The sequence below is a fragment of the Micromonospora sp. NPDC003816 genome, from assembly GCF_042874705.1.
Lineage (GTDB): Bacteria > Actinomycetota > Actinomycetes > Mycobacteriales > Micromonosporaceae > Micromonospora.
On the sequence record NZ_JBIANP010000003.1, the window covers coordinates 828,894 to 843,389 of the forward strand.

At 72.0% G+C, this 14,496-nt stretch carries 12 protein-coding genes; 7 read left to right on the forward strand and 5 right to left on the reverse strand.

Annotated elements, in window-relative coordinates; genetic code table 11:
• Window positions 1-26: 26 nt before the first annotated feature.
• The 3 genes from ACFYTT_RS14585 to gmd are packed head-to-tail and all read right to left on the reverse strand — an operon-like array spanning window position 27 to window position 3,351.
• Window positions 27-1,142, reverse strand: a complete 1,116-nt coding sequence (locus ACFYTT_RS14585) for a DegT/DnrJ/EryC1/StrS aminotransferase family protein (RefSeq protein WP_131052494.1) — start codon at window positions 1,140-1,142, stop codon at window positions 27-29.
• On the reverse strand, window positions 1,139-2,341 hold the full coding sequence (locus ACFYTT_RS14590; protein WP_131052495.1) for a glycosyltransferase: 1,203 nt from the start codon (window positions 2,339-2,341) through the stop codon (window positions 1,139-1,141). The genes ACFYTT_RS14585 and ACFYTT_RS14590 overlap by 4 nt, the downstream gene beginning before the upstream one ends.
• Window positions 2,338-3,351: a GDP-mannose 4,6-dehydratase gene (gene gmd, locus ACFYTT_RS14595; protein ID WP_131052496.1), complete on the reverse strand. Its 1,014-nt coding sequence runs from the start codon at window positions 3,349-3,351 to the stop codon at window positions 2,338-2,340. Before gmd ends, ACFYTT_RS14590 begins: the two co-directional genes overlap by 4 nt.
• A 178-nt stretch (window positions 3,352-3,529) precedes the next feature.
• On the opposite strand from gmd, the gene ACFYTT_RS14600 reads away from it, so the two are divergent.
• On the forward strand, window positions 3,530-4,771 hold the full coding sequence (locus tag ACFYTT_RS14600; RefSeq protein ID WP_131052497.1) for a glycosyltransferase: 1,242 nt from the start codon (window positions 3,530-3,532) through the stop codon (window positions 4,769-4,771).
• A 53-nt stretch (window positions 4,772-4,824) separates the two neighbouring features.
• Entirely contained in the window at window positions 4,825-5,955 is a 1,131-nt protein-coding gene (wecB, locus tag ACFYTT_RS14605) for a non-hydrolyzing UDP-N-acetylglucosamine 2-epimerase (protein ID WP_236145662.1), read from the forward strand.
• Here wecB and ACFYTT_RS14610 read toward each other — a convergent pair.
• Window positions 5,884-6,657: an acetyltransferase gene (locus ACFYTT_RS14610; RefSeq protein WP_387259460.1), complete on the reverse strand. Its 774-nt coding sequence runs from the start codon at window positions 6,655-6,657 to the stop codon at window positions 5,884-5,886. The two genes, wecB and ACFYTT_RS14610, sit on opposite strands and share 72 nt — an antisense overlap.
• 126 nt (window positions 6,658-6,783) lie before the next feature.
• Between ACFYTT_RS14610 and ACFYTT_RS14615 the strand changes: the two genes are divergently transcribed.
• A complete protein-coding gene (locus tag ACFYTT_RS14615) occupies window positions 6,784-8,007 on the forward strand; it encodes a glycosyltransferase family 4 protein (protein ID WP_387259463.1) in 1,224 nt (407 codons plus the stop codon).
• A 112-nt stretch (window positions 8,008-8,119) separates the two neighbouring features.
• Window positions 8,120-8,659, forward strand: coding sequence for an acyltransferase (locus ACFYTT_RS14620; protein WP_131052501.1), 540 nt, complete (start codon window positions 8,120-8,122; stop codon window positions 8,657-8,659).
• A 6-nt stretch (window positions 8,660-8,665) separates the two neighbouring features.
• Here ACFYTT_RS14620 and ACFYTT_RS14625 read toward each other — a convergent pair whose 3' ends face one another.
• Entirely contained in the window at window positions 8,666-10,690 is a 2,025-nt protein-coding gene (locus ACFYTT_RS14625; RefSeq protein WP_387259467.1) for a hypothetical protein, read from the reverse strand.
• Between the two features lie 172 nt (window positions 10,691-10,862).
• Here ACFYTT_RS14625 and ACFYTT_RS14630 point away from each other — a divergent pair, with 172 nt between their 5' ends.
• From ACFYTT_RS14630 to ACFYTT_RS14640, 3 genes are read left to right on the forward strand one after another with little or no spacing between them, the layout of a single operon-like run.
• Window positions 10,863-11,819 carry an NAD-dependent epimerase/dehydratase family protein gene (locus ACFYTT_RS14630; RefSeq protein WP_131052503.1) on the forward strand — a complete coding sequence of 319 codons (957 nt, stop codon included), beginning with the start codon at window positions 10,863-10,865 and terminating at the stop codon, window positions 11,817-11,819.
• Window positions 11,816-13,294, forward strand: coding sequence for a lipopolysaccharide biosynthesis protein (locus ACFYTT_RS14635; RefSeq protein WP_387259470.1), 1,479 nt, complete (start codon window positions 11,816-11,818; stop codon window positions 13,292-13,294). The genes ACFYTT_RS14630 and ACFYTT_RS14635 overlap by 4 nt, the downstream gene beginning before the upstream one ends.
• Window positions 13,275-14,492, forward strand: coding sequence for a glycosyltransferase (locus ACFYTT_RS14640; protein ID WP_387259473.1), 1,218 nt, complete (start codon window positions 13,275-13,277; stop codon window positions 14,490-14,492). Before ACFYTT_RS14635 ends, ACFYTT_RS14640 begins: the two co-directional genes overlap by 20 nt.
• Window positions 14,493-14,496 lie beyond the last annotated feature (4 nt).

Consider the following 14,496-nt stretch of genomic DNA (forward strand, 5'->3'; position numbering starts at 1 on the left):
CGATCGTCCCGGCCGGATCCGGGCGCTCAGTCGGCCAGGGCGGCGCGGACCCGCTCCACCACCGTCTTGACCTCCGCCTCGCCCAGTTCCGCGTGGGTGGGCAGGTTGATGCCCCGACGGCTGAGGTCGGTGGTCACCGGGCAGTCCGCCGCCGGATCGTGGTGTGCGGGCAACTCGGGGATCGGCACGAAGAAGGGTCGGGTCTCGACTCCGCGCCGGTCGAGCGCGCGGGCCAGCGCGTCCCGCGACGTGGCGTCGCCCTCGGCACCGACCAGGAACGCGGCCATCCACGCCCCCCGGCGTACCCCGGGCAGCACCGGTTGGCGGGTCAGCGCCGGCTCGTCGGCCAACTGCTCCTCGTAGCCGGTGATCACCCGGTCGCGCCGGGCGATGATCTCGTCGGCCCGGTCGAGCTGGGCGCAGAGCAACGCCGCGCTCAGGTTGGTCATCCGGTAGTTGTAGCCCAGCACCGGGAAGTAGTAGCGGCGGTGCGGGTCCATCCCCTGGTTGCGCAGCAGACGCATCCGGTCGGCCAGGGCGTCGTCGGAGGTGGTCACGCAGCCGCCCTCGCCCGAGGTGATCACCTTGTTGCCGAAGAACGAGAACGTGGTGACATCGGCCAGCGACCCGGTGGGATGCCCGTCGAGCGTGGCGCCGAACGACTCGGCCGCGTCGGCGACCAGGAGCAGCCCGTGCCGGTGGCAGAGATCGCGCAGGGCGGGGTAGTCGGCCGGGTGGCCGTACAGGTCGACGGCGATGACCGCCCGGGTACGCGGGCCGATCGCCGCGCGGACGGCGGCCGGGTCGACGCACCAGCTCTGTGGCAGCACGTCCACGCAGACCGCGCGGGCACCGCAGTACGCGACCGCGTTCGCCGTCGCCACGTAGGTCAGTGCCGGGACGATCACCTCGTCGCCCGGCCCGATGCCGGCGGCGGCGAGCGCGAGGTGCAGGGCCACCGTGCCGTTGCCGGTGGAGACGGCGGCGTCCACGCCGCAGCGGCGCGCGAAGCGTTCCTCGAACTCCCGCAGGTAGGGGCCGTGCGACGAGATCCAGCCGCTCCGGATCGCGTCGACGACGTAGCGCTCCTCCAACTCGGTGATGCTGGGCCGGGCGACCGGGAAGCGCTCCGGCGCGCTCACGACACCACCTCCGGATCGAGGGCGGTGGCGAACGCGGACCGGGGCACCGGGCCGGGCTGCCCGTCCGCCGCCCAGCGCAGCACGTCCAGGTAGTCGCGGCCGGTGGCCGCCCAGGTGCGGGTGGCGAGCCGACCGTCGGCCCGGCGGGACGCGGCGGCGTAGTGCGCGCGGTCGTCCGACAGCCGGCGGACCGCGTCGGCCAGCGAGGACGGGTCGGTGGCCCGGAACACCGCCGCCTGCGCCCCGGTGAACTCCAGTTGGGCCAGCAGCGGTTCGGCGTCGGCACAGGCCACCGGCAGCCCCCAACTGAACGCCTCCAGCATCGTCCCGCTGGCCGCCTCCCAGAGCGAGGGCACCACCACCGCGTCGGCGCGGGCGTAGAGCGCGTTGAGGTCGTCCAGGCTGACGAAGCCGGGGAAGGACACCCGGCCGCGCAGGTCCGGCTGGGCGGCCCGCGCGAGCAGCCGACTCGCCTCGGGCTCGACTAGCGGCCCCGGACAGACCAGGCGGTACTCCGGCAGCAGTGCCATCGCCTCCAGCAGCGTCGCGTGGTTCTTGTGCGTCGCGGTCGACGACGGATAGATGAGCAGGCCCGGTTCGGGTCGGGCGCTCGCGCGCTCCGGCGCGGGCTGGAAGGTGGGCGTCGGGATGAGCACGGTGCGCTGCGCCGCCTCCGGGAACAGGCGCAGCGCCTGCCGGTACGGGTGCGGCCAGGTCACCACGATGGCGCTGGCCCTCGCCACGTTCTCGCGGACCACGGCCGCGTACCCGGGGGAGTGGAAGTCGGCGTGCAGGTGCCGCAGGTCGTGCAGGACGACCACCGACCTGCCGGACCCGGTGGGCGCACAGTGGAACGGGTACAACGTCACGTCCGCGCCCGACGACGGCGGTTCGGAGCGCTGACGCAGCAGGTTGACCGTCCGCCGGACGGTCACCGAGTTGCGGACCCGGGTCGGGGTCCAGCGCCGCAGCAACTGTCCGGCCGGGTTGTCCGACCGCAGCGGCTGGGCCACCTCGGTCCAGTCGATCCGGTCGGTGGGCAGGTGCCCGCGCCACTGGTCCAGTGTGCCGCGCAGGACGGTGACCCGCAGGTCGCAGGAGTCGTCGGCGGCCATCCCGGCCAGCAGGCCGTACGCGAACGCCTCGACACCGGCCGCGTGGCCGGGCCGGATCGGGGTGGCCTCGACGGTGACCCTCATCGGTCCACCCGCACCAGACGTCCCATCCGTTCGTCCTCGAGCAGTTGACGGTCGGCGTCGACCATCACCCGCACCAAATCCCCGAAGAGGGTCTTGGGTGCCCAGCCGAGGCGGCGGCGGGCCTTGCCGTAGTCGCCGATCAGGGCGTCGACCTCGGCGGGCCGGTAGTAGGCCGGGTCGATCTCGACGTACTGCTCCCAGTCCAGGCCCACCTGGTCGAAGGCCGCCTCGACGAACTGGCGGACGGTGTGTCCCTCGCCGGTGGCGACCACGTAGTCGTCCGGGCTGTCCTGTTGCAGGGCCAGCCACATCGCCTCGACGTACTCCGGGGCGTAGCCCCAGTCCCGTACCGCGTCGAGGTTGCCCAGGTAGAGCCGGTCCTGAAGGCCCGCCTCGATGCGGGCGACCGCTCGGGTGACCTTGCGGGTGACGAAGTTCTCGCCGCGCCGGGGGCTCTCGTGGTTGAACAGGATGCCGTTGACGCAGAACATGTCCCACGACTCGCGGTAGTTCACCGCCGACCAGTACGCGTAGACCTTGGCGCACGCGTACGGACTGCGCGGGTGGAACGGTGTCTCCTCGCGCTGCGGGGGCGGCGTCGACCCGAACATCTCCGAGGAGGACGCCTGGTAGTAGCGGCAGTCGATGCCGGCGGCGCGGACGGCCTCCAGCATGTGCAGGGCGCCGAGCGCGGTGACGTCGGCCGTGTAGCCGGGGATGTCGAAGGAGACCCGGACGTGGCTCTGCGCGCCGAGGTTGTAGATCTCGTCCGGCCGGACGTCGCGGATCAGCGAGGTCAGCGTGGCCGGGTCGGTGAGGTCACCGTAGTGCAGGAACAAGCGGGCGTCCGAGTTGCGCGGGTGCACGTCGATGCGGTCGAGCCGATCGGTGTTGAACGACGACGAGCGCCGTTTGATCCCGTGCACCGTGTATCCCTTGTCGAGTAGGAACTCGGTCAGGTAACTGCCGTCCTGCCCGGTGATTCCGGATATGAGTGCCACTCGTGACATTAAGTCCCCTAGTGCTGTGTCGGCGGTGTGGTCGCCTGGCTTTTATAGCGTTTTTCGGGGTCTGGATTTCCTGTTTACGCATACTGTTCGGAAGGTGTCGCCTGCCGCCTTCGGCAGTCACCGCTAAAGCGTTCGATCGTTGGGCCAAGCAGTCCCGTGCGCCGGCGAGGAGCTGAAGATGGTCAACGACACCACCCCCGTGTCGCAATTCCGGGAAGAACTCTCGGAATACGACGAGAAACAATTCCGTGTTCTCGTCACGGCGGAGTACTTCGTTCCCGGATGGCGGGCCGGCGGCCCCGTACGCTCGATCTCGGACGTGCTCGCCAAGGCCAGCGACGACATCGAGACGACGATGTTGACCCGCGACCACGACCTCGGTTCGCCCGACCCCTATCCCGGTCTCTCCGGCCGGTGGGCGCGATTCGGCCGCACCAACATCTTCTACCTCGGAGTACGCCGTCCGGCGCACTGGCGACAGCTCTGGCGCGCGTTGCGCACGGTCCGGTTCGACCTGCTCTACGTGAACAGCGTCTGGTCGACCTTCTCCATCCTTCCCATCGTCGCGGCCCGGCTCGGCCTGCTGCGGGTGCGGCGCGTGCTGGTGGCCCCCCGGGGCGAGTTCGGGTCGGCCGCGCTGCGGCTGCACGGCCTGCGCAAGCGGATCTTCCTGGCCGGCTGGCGGTGGATGCTCGGGCAGCCGCGGGTGCTGTGGCACGCCACCACTCCGGCCGAGGCCGCCGACATCCGGCGGGTGCTGCCCCGGGCCCGGATCGGGGTGGTCGCCGTCGCCAGCGGCCCCGAACCGGAGCCGGAACCGGTCGCGCTGCCGCCGACCGCGCGGGCGCGGCTGGTCTTCATCGGACGGATCTCCCCGATGAAGAACCTCGACCTGGTGCTCCGCGCGCTCGCCCACGTGCCGGTGCCGGTCCGGCTGGACGTCTACGGCCCGGTGGAGGACCCGGGGTACTGGCGGCGCTGCCAGGAGCTGATAGCGGCCCTGCCCGAAACGGCCACCGTCTCCTATCGCGGGGAGCTGCATCCCGACCACGTCAGAGAGACCTTCTCCCGGTACGAGGCGTTCGTGCTGCCGACCCGGGGCGAGAACTTCGGCAACGCCATCGCGGAGAGCCTGTCGGCGTACTGCCCGGTGGTCTGCTCCGACCGCACCCCCTGGACCGCCGTGCTGCGTGACGGCGGCGGGCTGGTGCTGACCGAACTGACCCCGTCGGCCCTGGGTGCCCTGGTCACGCAGGTCGCCACCGCCGCGCCGGAGCAGCGGTACGCGGCCCGGGTGGCCGCCGGGGCGGCGTACCGGCGCTGGCGGGCGAGCCTTACCCGGGTCAGCGTGCTCGACCAGGCGCGGCACGTGATCCGTGACCCGGCGTACCGGGTGCCCCCGCAGGGGCGTACGTCCTGAGCCGGTGGCCCTGCCGCCCACCGCACCGTTCATCTGCAAACCGCTGTGAGGAGATGCCCGTGACCCGGGTGATGACCGTTGTCGGGACCAGGCCGGAGATCATCCGGTTGGCCCGGGTGATCGACGCGCTGGACCGGACCGTGGAGCACACGTTGGTGCACACGGGACAGAACTGGGACCCGGCCCTTTCCGACATCTTCTTCACCGAGCTGGGTGTCCGCGCGCCGGACCGGTTCCTGCGGGCGGACACCAGTTCGCTCGGCAGTCTGCTCGGTGCGGTCCTGGTCGGCACCGAGGCCGCGATCGCCGAGACGCGTCCGGACGCGCTGCTGGTGCTCGGTGACACCAACAGTGCGATCTCGGCGCTGATGGCCCGGCGGATGAAGGTGCCGGTCTACCACATGGAGGCCGGCAACCGCTGCTTCGACCTGAACGTGCCGGAGGAGACCAACCGGCGGATGGTCGACCACGTCGCCGACTTCAACCTGGTCTACTCCGAGCACGCCCGGCGCAACCTGCTCGCCGAGGGTCTGCACCCCCGGCGCATCCTGCACACCGGTTCGCCCATGCGCGAGGTGCTCGATCACTACCGGCCGCAGATCGACGCCTCCACCGTGCTGGCACGGCTCGACCTGGAGCCCGGCGGCTACGTCGTGGTCAGCGCCCACCGGGAGGAGAACGTCGACCACCCGGACCGGCTCCGACGACTGCTGGACTGCCTCTGTGCCGTCCGCGACGAGTGGGGACTACCGCTGCTGGTCTCCACCCATCCGCGCACCCGCAAGCGGCTGGAGTCCCTCGCCGTGGACGGTACGCGGCTGGAGTCGATCGCCTTTCACGAGCCGTTCGGCTTCTTCGACTACGTCACCCTGCAACGGCACGCCCGGTGCACGCTCTCGGACAGCGGCACGGTCAGCGAGGAGTCGGCGATCCTCGGCTTCCCGGCGGTGACCCTGCGCGAGTCCATCGAGCGTCCGGAGGCGCTGGACACCGGGGCGATCGTGATGACCGGTCTGGACCCGGCCGGGGTGGTGGAGGCGGTCCGCGTCGTGGTGGCGCAGGCCGCCGCCGGTGCCGCCGGGTGTCCGCTGGACTACCAGGTCCCGGACACCTCACGCCGGGTGGTCGACTTCCTCCTGTCGACCGTGCGCCGCCATCACGACTGGGCGGGCATCCGGCACTGAGGACGGCGTCGGCCGGGCCGGTACGCCGGTGACCACGACACCGGCCGGGACGTCGCGGGTCACGCAGGCCCCGGCTCCGACGACGGCGTCCCGGCCGACCGTCAGCCGGGGCAGGACGGCGGCGGTGGTGCCGACCATCACGCCCTCGGCGAGGCGACAGTGGCCGGAGACGGCGGCCAGCGGGTTGACCGAGACGTAGTCGCCCAGCACCGCGTCGTGCCCCACCGTGCAGTTCTGGTTGAGATGGACGTGTCGGCCGAGTACGACGTTGGTCGTCACGCGTGCGCCGCCGGCCGCGAACAGTCCCTCGCCGACCACGCAGTCCGTGCCGATCTCGGCATCCGGGTGGATCACCGTGGCGGCGGTCAGCCCGTGCTGGGCGATGGCCTCGGCGGTCTCCCGGCGCAGCCGTGGTCGGCCGACGCCGAGTGCCACCCGTGTCCGGGTCGGCAGTTCGCCCAACCGGCGGGTCGGGCCGAGGAAGGGCACCCCGAGACGGCGCACCAGGGCCACGTCGGGCTCGGTGGGGTAGTCGTCGACGAATCCGAGCACCCGCCATCGCGGCGAGTCGGACAGCGGCGTGTTGAGTAGACAAATTACCCGATATACCTCACGGCCCATCCCGCCGACTCCTACGATCACTACGTCGGTCGTCACCCGTGGCTCCCTCGCCCGCGGAGAACGCCGGTCGCTCTCCGCCATCTGAACCGTCCCGGCGCGTCGATGGTGACGGCCGTGCCGGCATCCGGCCCCAGGGTCCACTTCGGACCGGGCGGCGCGGCTGCGGCCTGCGGTGACGGCATCCGCTCTCTGAAGGTGAGCCACACAGTGACCAAGCTGGTGAGGACCCGTCCGCCCGACGTCGCCGGTATGCCCCGGTCGGCGTCGCGGTCCGCCGTCGAGGCGGCGGGCTACCGGGTCGTCGCGACCGCCGGTGTGTTCGAGCCCGGTTTCCGGGGCGGCGGGCCGATCCGCTCCCTGCGGTACATCCTGGACACCCTGCCGGAGGGGATCGACGTCACCCTGGTCACCCGGGACCGCGACCTGCGCTCACCGGTGTCCTACCCGGGGCTGTCCGGGCGGCTGCTGCACCGCGACGCCCGCGCCGCCGTGTTCTACCTCGACCCGTTCGCCCTCCGGCACTGGGCCCGGCTGCTGCGGCACGTCCGCTCCCGGCGGGTCGACCTGCTCTATCTCAACAGCCTCTGGTCGGCGTTCTCGGTGGTGTCGATCCTCGCGGTCGCCTCGGGCGTGCTGCGCGCCGGGGCGATCCTGCTCGCGCCGCGCGGTGAACTGGCGCCGGCCGCCCTCGACATCAGGTCGCGCAAGAAGCGACTCTTCCTGTCGGTGTGGGCGCCGCTGCTGCGTCGGCTCGACGTGCGCTGGCAGGCGTGCAGCCGGCGGGAGGAGGAGCAGATCCGGGCGGCCGTGCCGTGGGCCCAGGTGATGGTCAACGGCAACGAGTGCGCCGTGCCGGAGGATCCCGCCCCACCCGCCGAGCCGCGCGAGGGGCCGCTGCGACTCGTCTTCGTCGGCCGGATCTCGCCGATGAAGAACCTGGTCACCGCGCTGGCGGCGGTGGCCGGCACGACCCGGCCGATCGAGTTCGACATCTTCGGGCCGGTGGAGGACGAAGAGTACTGGGCACGGTGTCGCGGGATCGTCGAGTCGATGCCCGGACACGTCCGGGTCGCCTACCGGGGCGAACTCCCGGCGGCGCAGGTGCTGGACACCTTCGGCCGGTACGACGCGTTCCTCTTCCCGACGCTGGGCGAGAACTACGGTCACGTGATCGTCGAGAGTCTGGCCGCCGGCTGCCCGGTGATCTGCTCCGACGAGACGCCGTTCAGCGCGCTGATCGCCGAGGCCGGGGGAGCGGTGGTACGCCCCGCGACACCGGCCGCGTTCAGCGCCGTGCTCGATCGGCTCGCCGCCCGGCCGGTGGCCGCTCGTGCCGAGGCGAAACGGCTCGCCGCGCGGCAGTACCGGCTGTGGCGGCGGCAGAACCGGGAACTCCACGTGCTGGAGCACGCCCGTCGGTTCTGCCGCTGATTGTCGAGTCGCCGGGTCCGTCACCCGTACCCGGTCCGGCTCGTTAAGAGGGTGTCCGGCGGTGCGGGCGCGCCCGCCCGTCGCCGCGTACTTCGTCAGGTGAGGACGTCAGGTGTCTCGTCGCGTTCGTACGCTGGTCCAGCGGGTGCGGGACCATCTCGCCGCCACCCGCGACCCGGAGGCGTTCGCCCGTTCCCTCGGGGTGAACCTGACCGGCCGGGTCCGGTTCTATGGGATCAGCCGGGCGATGTTCGGCTCGGAGCCCTGGCTGATCACCATCGGCGACAACGTCTTCATCACCTCCGAGGTGCAGTTCGTCACGCACGACGGCGGCACGCTGATCCTCCGCAAGGAGCACCCGGACCTCGACTGGACCGCGCCGATCGTGATCGGCGACGACGTCTACATCGGGATGCGGTCGATGATCCTCGCGGGGGTCACCATCGGCAACCGGTGCGTGATCGGGGCGGGCTCGATCGTCACCCGGGACATCCCGGACAACACCGTGGCCGCCGGGGTGCCGGCGCGACCGCTGCGGACGACCGACGAGTACCTCGCGCGGTTGCAGGCCAAGTCGTTGGGGATCGGCCACCTGCCGGTGCCCGCCAAACACGAGGCGATGAAGCGGATCTACGGGGTGACCACGGTCTGACGGCCGTCAGGCCCGCCGGTAGGCCACGCGGGGTGGCGGGAACTGGTGTACGCCGCCGACCGTGATCGCGCCCAGGACGCCGGTCACGCCGGACACCTGGTAGCCGTACCGGTCGCCGGACATCGCTGTCCGGTCGGTGCCGATGTTGAGCGCCGTCTCGCCCGCCGCCTCGGCCAGCACCGTCGGCGCGGTGCTGCCGGTGCCCTGCCAGACCAGTGCGTACCAGTGCCAGCCGCCGGGCAGCACGACCGGCGTGCTCAGCACCGACTCCTTGATCCCGGCGGTGGTCACCGCCAGCGTGCCGAAGTCGGCGATCGGGCCGAGGAGCGCGGGCCGCCCGGTCGTCGGGTCGTGGGCGTACACGCCGTGGCGCAACACGCCGGTGCCGGCTGCGGTCACCTCGACGCAGGCCCGGTCGACCGGCGTCGGTTCGGCCAGGTACACCGGGTGCAGCAGGAGCCGCTGGAACGCGCCGGTGTACGTGCAGGTCCGGGTCGGACCGGCCAGCGGCAGGAAGTAGCTGCCGACGCCGAGCGTCACGCCGGGCACCCGCGGCGGTGCCGGCGGTGCGGGCTGGGCGCGCCACATGCCGTAACCGGGCGAGACCGGTACCGCGTACGGGATGCCGTCGACGGCGACCCGGTCCGGCACGGCGAGGTTGGTCGGACCGTCCGCGACCAGTCGCCGGTGGAACAGTTCGGGCGCCGCCATCCGGGTCTGGGCGGCCGGGTCGACCCGCTCGATCACCACCACGTCGTGGGTGCCGGTGGAGACGACGATCTCGGTGGCGGTCGAGGGCGGTGCCAGGTAGCGGCGGTACGCCGTGCCGGTCACCGAGTCATTCGGCTCCAACGTCCGTCCCCACACCAGTTGCGGATAGTTCTTCTTGAGACTGGAGCTGACGAACCAGCCCTTCGCCGTGGTGTGCCGGGCCCGCGTCGCCGGCTGCCCGTCGTCGAAGGGCAGCAGTCCGACGGCGATGCCCCACTTCTGCACCCCACCGGAGTCCACCACCCACTGGGTCATGCTGGCGGCCGGCGTCAGCGGGTCCCGCAGCGTGGCCGGCGTGATGTCGGTGAGGACGGTCAGGGTGTCGAGCTTCGCCCAGGTCGACCAGTTGAGTGAGCCGGCGACCCCCACGTTCGCCATGAACTGCCGGCGGCTGCCGCCGGACGGCACGGTCAGCGCGGAGCACTGGGTGACCCCGGCGTTCAGGGCGAAGCGGCTCAGCGCGGTGACCGTCTGCGAGATCAGCAGCCCGTCCGTGCTCCAGCGGTACAGGTTGTCGATCCGGCACAGCGACGGGATCCGCGACATGATCGTGGCGATCGGCGTGCCGATGTTCGCCTGGGCGGTGTCGATCATCCCCTGGTAGGAGGGGATCAGGTACGACTCCCGGATCCGCAGTTCCTGGCCGGTACGCCGACCGTCCGGCAGCGCCCGACCGTCCAGTTCGACACTGACCACGTGGGTGTGGGTGGCCGGACGGATCTGCACGTCCGGCGTGAGTCCGGTGATCGGCACGGTGGTGCGGTTCGTGGCGCCGGACAGGTGGGTCAGGGGTGCCGCCGGCCGGACCCGCGCGCCCTGGGCGATGCCGTCCACGATCACGTACGGGTTGCCGAAGAGCAGGCTGTTGGCGTTGGTGATGGCGAGCAGGGTGAACACCCGGGTGCCGTCGGTCCACCGGGAACCCACGTCGGCGGTGGTCTTGCCGTGGTTGGTCACGGCGATCTGGTTGCCCACGTTGTACCCGTGGTTGCCGCCCACGTACGACCAGCCGGTGTTGATCGGGCAGTTGTCGTCGGAGGTGTCGTGGATCGGGGTGCCCACGGCCGACGGGGAGGGCCACACCTGGGCGTCGGTCGCCGTCGACGGGACGAGCGTGACCTGCGGCAGGCTGGAGTGCCACATGCCGACCATGCCCAGGGGATAGGCGATGTTCGCCGGCATCAGCACGTCCCGGGTGGCGTCGAAACGCGACCGGACGGTCATCAGGGCGTTGGAACGGTAGACGATCAGTTCTCCCATGGCCGGCACCTCCGCCGTGATGCGTACCGATGATGTCACTGTGCGCCACGTATTCCCTGGTCGGCGGCGCACGGTCGGCTCCCGGACAGCAGTACGGAATTCCGCGAACGCGGGACGCTGACCCAGATGAGTGGATATACATAGCTTCGACATTCATTCGGGGGTTTTGTCCATGCGCATTCTGGTCACCGGCGGGGCCGGTTTCATCGGATCCAATCTGGCCCGCGCCGCGTTGGCGGATCCCGCCGTCAAAGAGGTGACCGTCCTCGACGACCTCTCCGTCGGGCTCCCCGGCAACCTGGACGGACTCGGCGTCGACCTGGTCGAGGGCTCCATCCTGGACCCGGTCGCCCTGGACACGGCGATGGCGGGCCGGGACGCGGTGGTCCACCTGGCCGCCCTGCCGAGCGTGCCCCGCTCCCTGCGGGACCCGGTGGCCTCCCACCACGCGAACGCGACCGGCACGCTGATGGTGCTGGAGGCGGCCCGCCGACACCACGTCGGACACGTCGTCGTCGCCTCCTCGTCGTCGGTGTACGGCACGAATCCCGCGCTGCCCAAGGCGGAGCTGACCTGGACCCGCCCGATGAGCCCCTACGCGGCGAGCAAGCTCTCCGCCGAGGCGTACGCGTTGGCGTACCAGGCGTCGTACGGCCTGTCCACGCTGGCCTTCCGGTTCTTCAACGTGTTCGGGCCCGGGCAGCGGCACGACCACGCGTACGCGGCGGTGATCCCGCGCTTCGTGTACGCCGCCCTGCACGGCGAGCCGGTCGTGGTGCACGGCGACGGCACCCAGTCCCGCGACTTCACCTACGTCGGCACGGTCTGCCAGGTCATCCTGGACGCGCTGCGCCGTCGGGTGCAGCACCCGCACCCGGTCAACCTCGCCTTCGGGGCGCGAGCCACCCTGCTGGAGGTCGTCGACGAGCTGGAGGGCCTGCTCGGGCGGCCGATCGCCCGCGAGTACGCCGCACCGCGCGCCGGCGACGTGCCGCACTCCCTGGCCGACGACGCCCGCCTGCGGGACCTGTTCCCCGACGTGATCCCGGTCGACCGCCTCGACGGCCTGCGCGCCACCGTCGAGTGGATGTCCGGGCGGCGCGACGTCGCTTCCGCCGGGACCCGGTGAACCGGGCGGCGAGCCGGACCGGACCGGGGCGGTCGACCGCCCCGAGCGTTCCGGTCGACCCCACCACGACGCCACCCGCCGTCGACACACCGCCCGCCGTCGAGACTCTGGCGGCGGCGGGTGACCGGGACCGCCGCGTCACGGTCGGCATCGCCACCGCGATGGCGGCGAAGGGGATCGGCCTGGCCGCGCCGCTCGTCGTCACCCCGGCCTGCTTCGGCTACCTCGGCGACCAGCGGTACGGCCTCTGGATGGCGGTCACCGCGCTGACCGGCATGGCCTGGTTCGCCGACCTGGGGCTGGGCAACGGTCTGCTGACCCGGCTGAGCCACCACGTCCACGACGTCCGGGCGCAGGCGCGGGAGATCTCCAGTGCCTTCGCCACCCTCGGCGCGGTCGCCGTGGTGCTGGTCGTCGCGCTGGTGGTGGTCGTACCCACGGTGGGATGGGCCGGGCTCTTCGGCGTGACCGACGCCCGGGTCGCCGCGGACGCCACCACGATGGTGCTGCTCTGCTTCGGGGCCTTCGCCGTCAACATCCCGTTCTCGCTGATCCAGCGGATCCAGTACGCCCGGGGCCAGGTGGTGCAGAGCAACGTCTGGCAGTCGGCCGGTGCGCTGGTGGCGATGGGCGCGGTGCTCGGCGCCATCGCCGCCGGATGGAGTCCGCTGGTGGTGATCGGCGGCGCGGTGCTGGCCGTCCCGCTGACCAACCTGCTCAACACGGTGGCCTACTTCTGGTTCCAGGAGCCCGCGCTGCGGCCCGGTCCGGCCCTGGTGGACCGGGCCACCGCCGTCGGCCTGCTCCGGCTCGGCCTCCAGTTCTTCGCGCTCACCACGATGTCGTCGATCGCGCTCAACATGGACAGCCCGCTCGTCGCGTACCTGCTCGGGCCCGTGGTGGCGGCCCACTACGCGGTGGTCGGGAAGCTCTTCGGCGTACTGTCGATCTTCGTCGGGCTGGTCGGTATGACGATCTGGCCGGTCAACGGCACCGCCCTGGCCCGGGGCGAGGTCGCCTGGGTACGCCGCAACACCCGGCGCATGGTGCTCCTCTACGGCGTCGTCGTCGGTGTCGTCGGCGGTGCGCTGGTCGGCGTCGGCCCCCGGCTGGTCGAGCTGTGGGTGAGCGACGTCGACCGCGCCTCGGTGTCGGTCGCGCTCCTGGCCGGGCTGGCCGCCTGGTCCTTCCTGGTCGCCGTCACCTCCCCGTTGATCATGGTGCAGAACAGCGTCGGCCTGCTCCGGCCGCAGTTCGTCGGCTGGGCGACGTTCCTGGTGCTGGCGGCCGGGCTCAAGGTCTGGGGACTGCGGCAGTTCGGGCTCGTCGGCCTGCCGGTCGCAGCCTGCCTCGCGTACGTGCTGACCATGTGGCCGGCGGTGTTCGTGGGCTACCGGCGGGCGCTCGCCGGAGACCGGCCCCGTCGACCGGCCCGACGAGCGAAGGAGCCCGCAGGTGTCCAGCTTCCCGGATGACCCGACGACGCCGGGTACGCGCCGACCCGACCGCCCGTGCCGGGTGCTGCGGATCGTCGGTGAACTGAACTTCGGCGGCACGGAGATGCGCACCGCCGAGCTGCTGCCCCGGCTGGCCGCCGCCGGTGTCGAGGTGCACCTGGTGACGCTCAGCGACCGGATCGGCCCCGGTCCGCTGGCCGAGACGGTCACCCGGCACGGCGGCACGGTCACCCCGGTCGCACTGGACGCGCACTTCGTCCCGCGCCTGGTCGGGCTGCTGCGGCGGTGGCGTCCGGACGTGGTGCACGTCGACTGCGCCAACTTCTCCGGCCTACCGCTGGCACTGGCCCGGCTCTGCGGCGTACCCGTGCGGGTGGCGCACTTCCGGGGCGACGACAACGTCCGCCGCAGTCTGCGGCGGCGCGTCTACCGGCGGCTCTGCGGTCGCCTGCTGCGGCACAGCGCCACCGACATCCTCGGCGTCTCGCCCAGTTCGCTCACCTTCGGCTACGACCCGCGGTGGCAGCACGACCGGCGTTGCCGGGTGGTGCTCAACGGCCTCGACCTCGACCGGCTGCGGGCACCCGGCCGCGACGACCTGCGGACGCTGGTCGGTGCCGAACCGGGCGCCCTCGTCTGCGTCAGCGTCGGGCGTGCCTCGCCGGAGAAGCGGCGCTGGCTGCTGCCGCCGATCCTGGCCGAGCTGCGGTCGCTGGGCGTGCCGGCGCACGCCGTCCTGGTCGGTCCCGGCGACGGCGCGGACGACGACGCACGGGTCCGCGCCGAGGCGCACGCCGCCGGCCTCGCCGACCGGGTGCACCTGCTCGGTGCCCGGGACGACGTGGGTCACCTGCTGCGTCAGGCCGACGTGGTGGTGCACCCCTCCTGCCTGGAAGGGCTGCCCGGGGGAGTGCTGGAACCCGTCGCGCTGGGCGTCGGCACCGTCGCGGCCGACCTGCCCGGGGTGCGGTTCATCGAGGCGCACCTGCCCGGCGTGACGGTCGTCGACACCGACGCGCCGCCGGGAGTCTGGGCCGAGGCGGTGCGGACCGCCGCCGCGTACACCGCGACGACGACACCGCAGACGGCCGCCGCGCGCTTCACCGACAGCGTCTTCGCCATCGACGCCGCACTCGCCGCCCACCTCGCCGTCTATCGACCTCAGGAACACCCGACAGCGCAGCGGAGCCGGCAGACCGCCGGCTCGGAACGGTGATCGA

Excerpts from the sequence above, each read along its gene's own strand:
- ACFYTT_RS14590 (WP_131052495.1), bottom strand. The coding sequence starts at position 2,341 with ATGAGGGTCACCGTCGAGGCCACCCCGATCCGGCCCGGCCACGCGGCC.
- gmd (WP_131052496.1), bottom strand. The coding sequence starts at position 3,351 with ATGTCACGAGTGGCACTCATATCCGGAATCACCGGGCAGGACGGCAGT.
- ACFYTT_RS14600 (WP_131052497.1), top strand. The coding sequence starts at position 3,530 with ATGGTCAACGACACCACCCCCGTGTCGCAATTCCGGGAAGAACTCTCG.
- wecB (WP_236145662.1), top strand. The coding sequence starts at position 4,825 with ATGCCCGTGACCCGGGTGATGACCGTTGTCGGGACCAGGCCGGAGATC.
- ACFYTT_RS14610 (WP_387259460.1), bottom strand. The coding sequence starts at position 6,657 with ATGGCGGAGAGCGACCGGCGTTCTCCGCGGGCGAGGGAGCCACGGGTG.
- ACFYTT_RS14625 (WP_387259467.1), bottom strand. The coding sequence starts at position 10,690 with ATGGGAGAACTGATCGTCTACCGTTCCAACGCCCTGATGACCGTCCGG.
- ACFYTT_RS14630 (WP_131052503.1), top strand. The coding sequence starts at position 10,863 with ATGCGCATTCTGGTCACCGGCGGGGCCGGTTTCATCGGATCCAATCTG.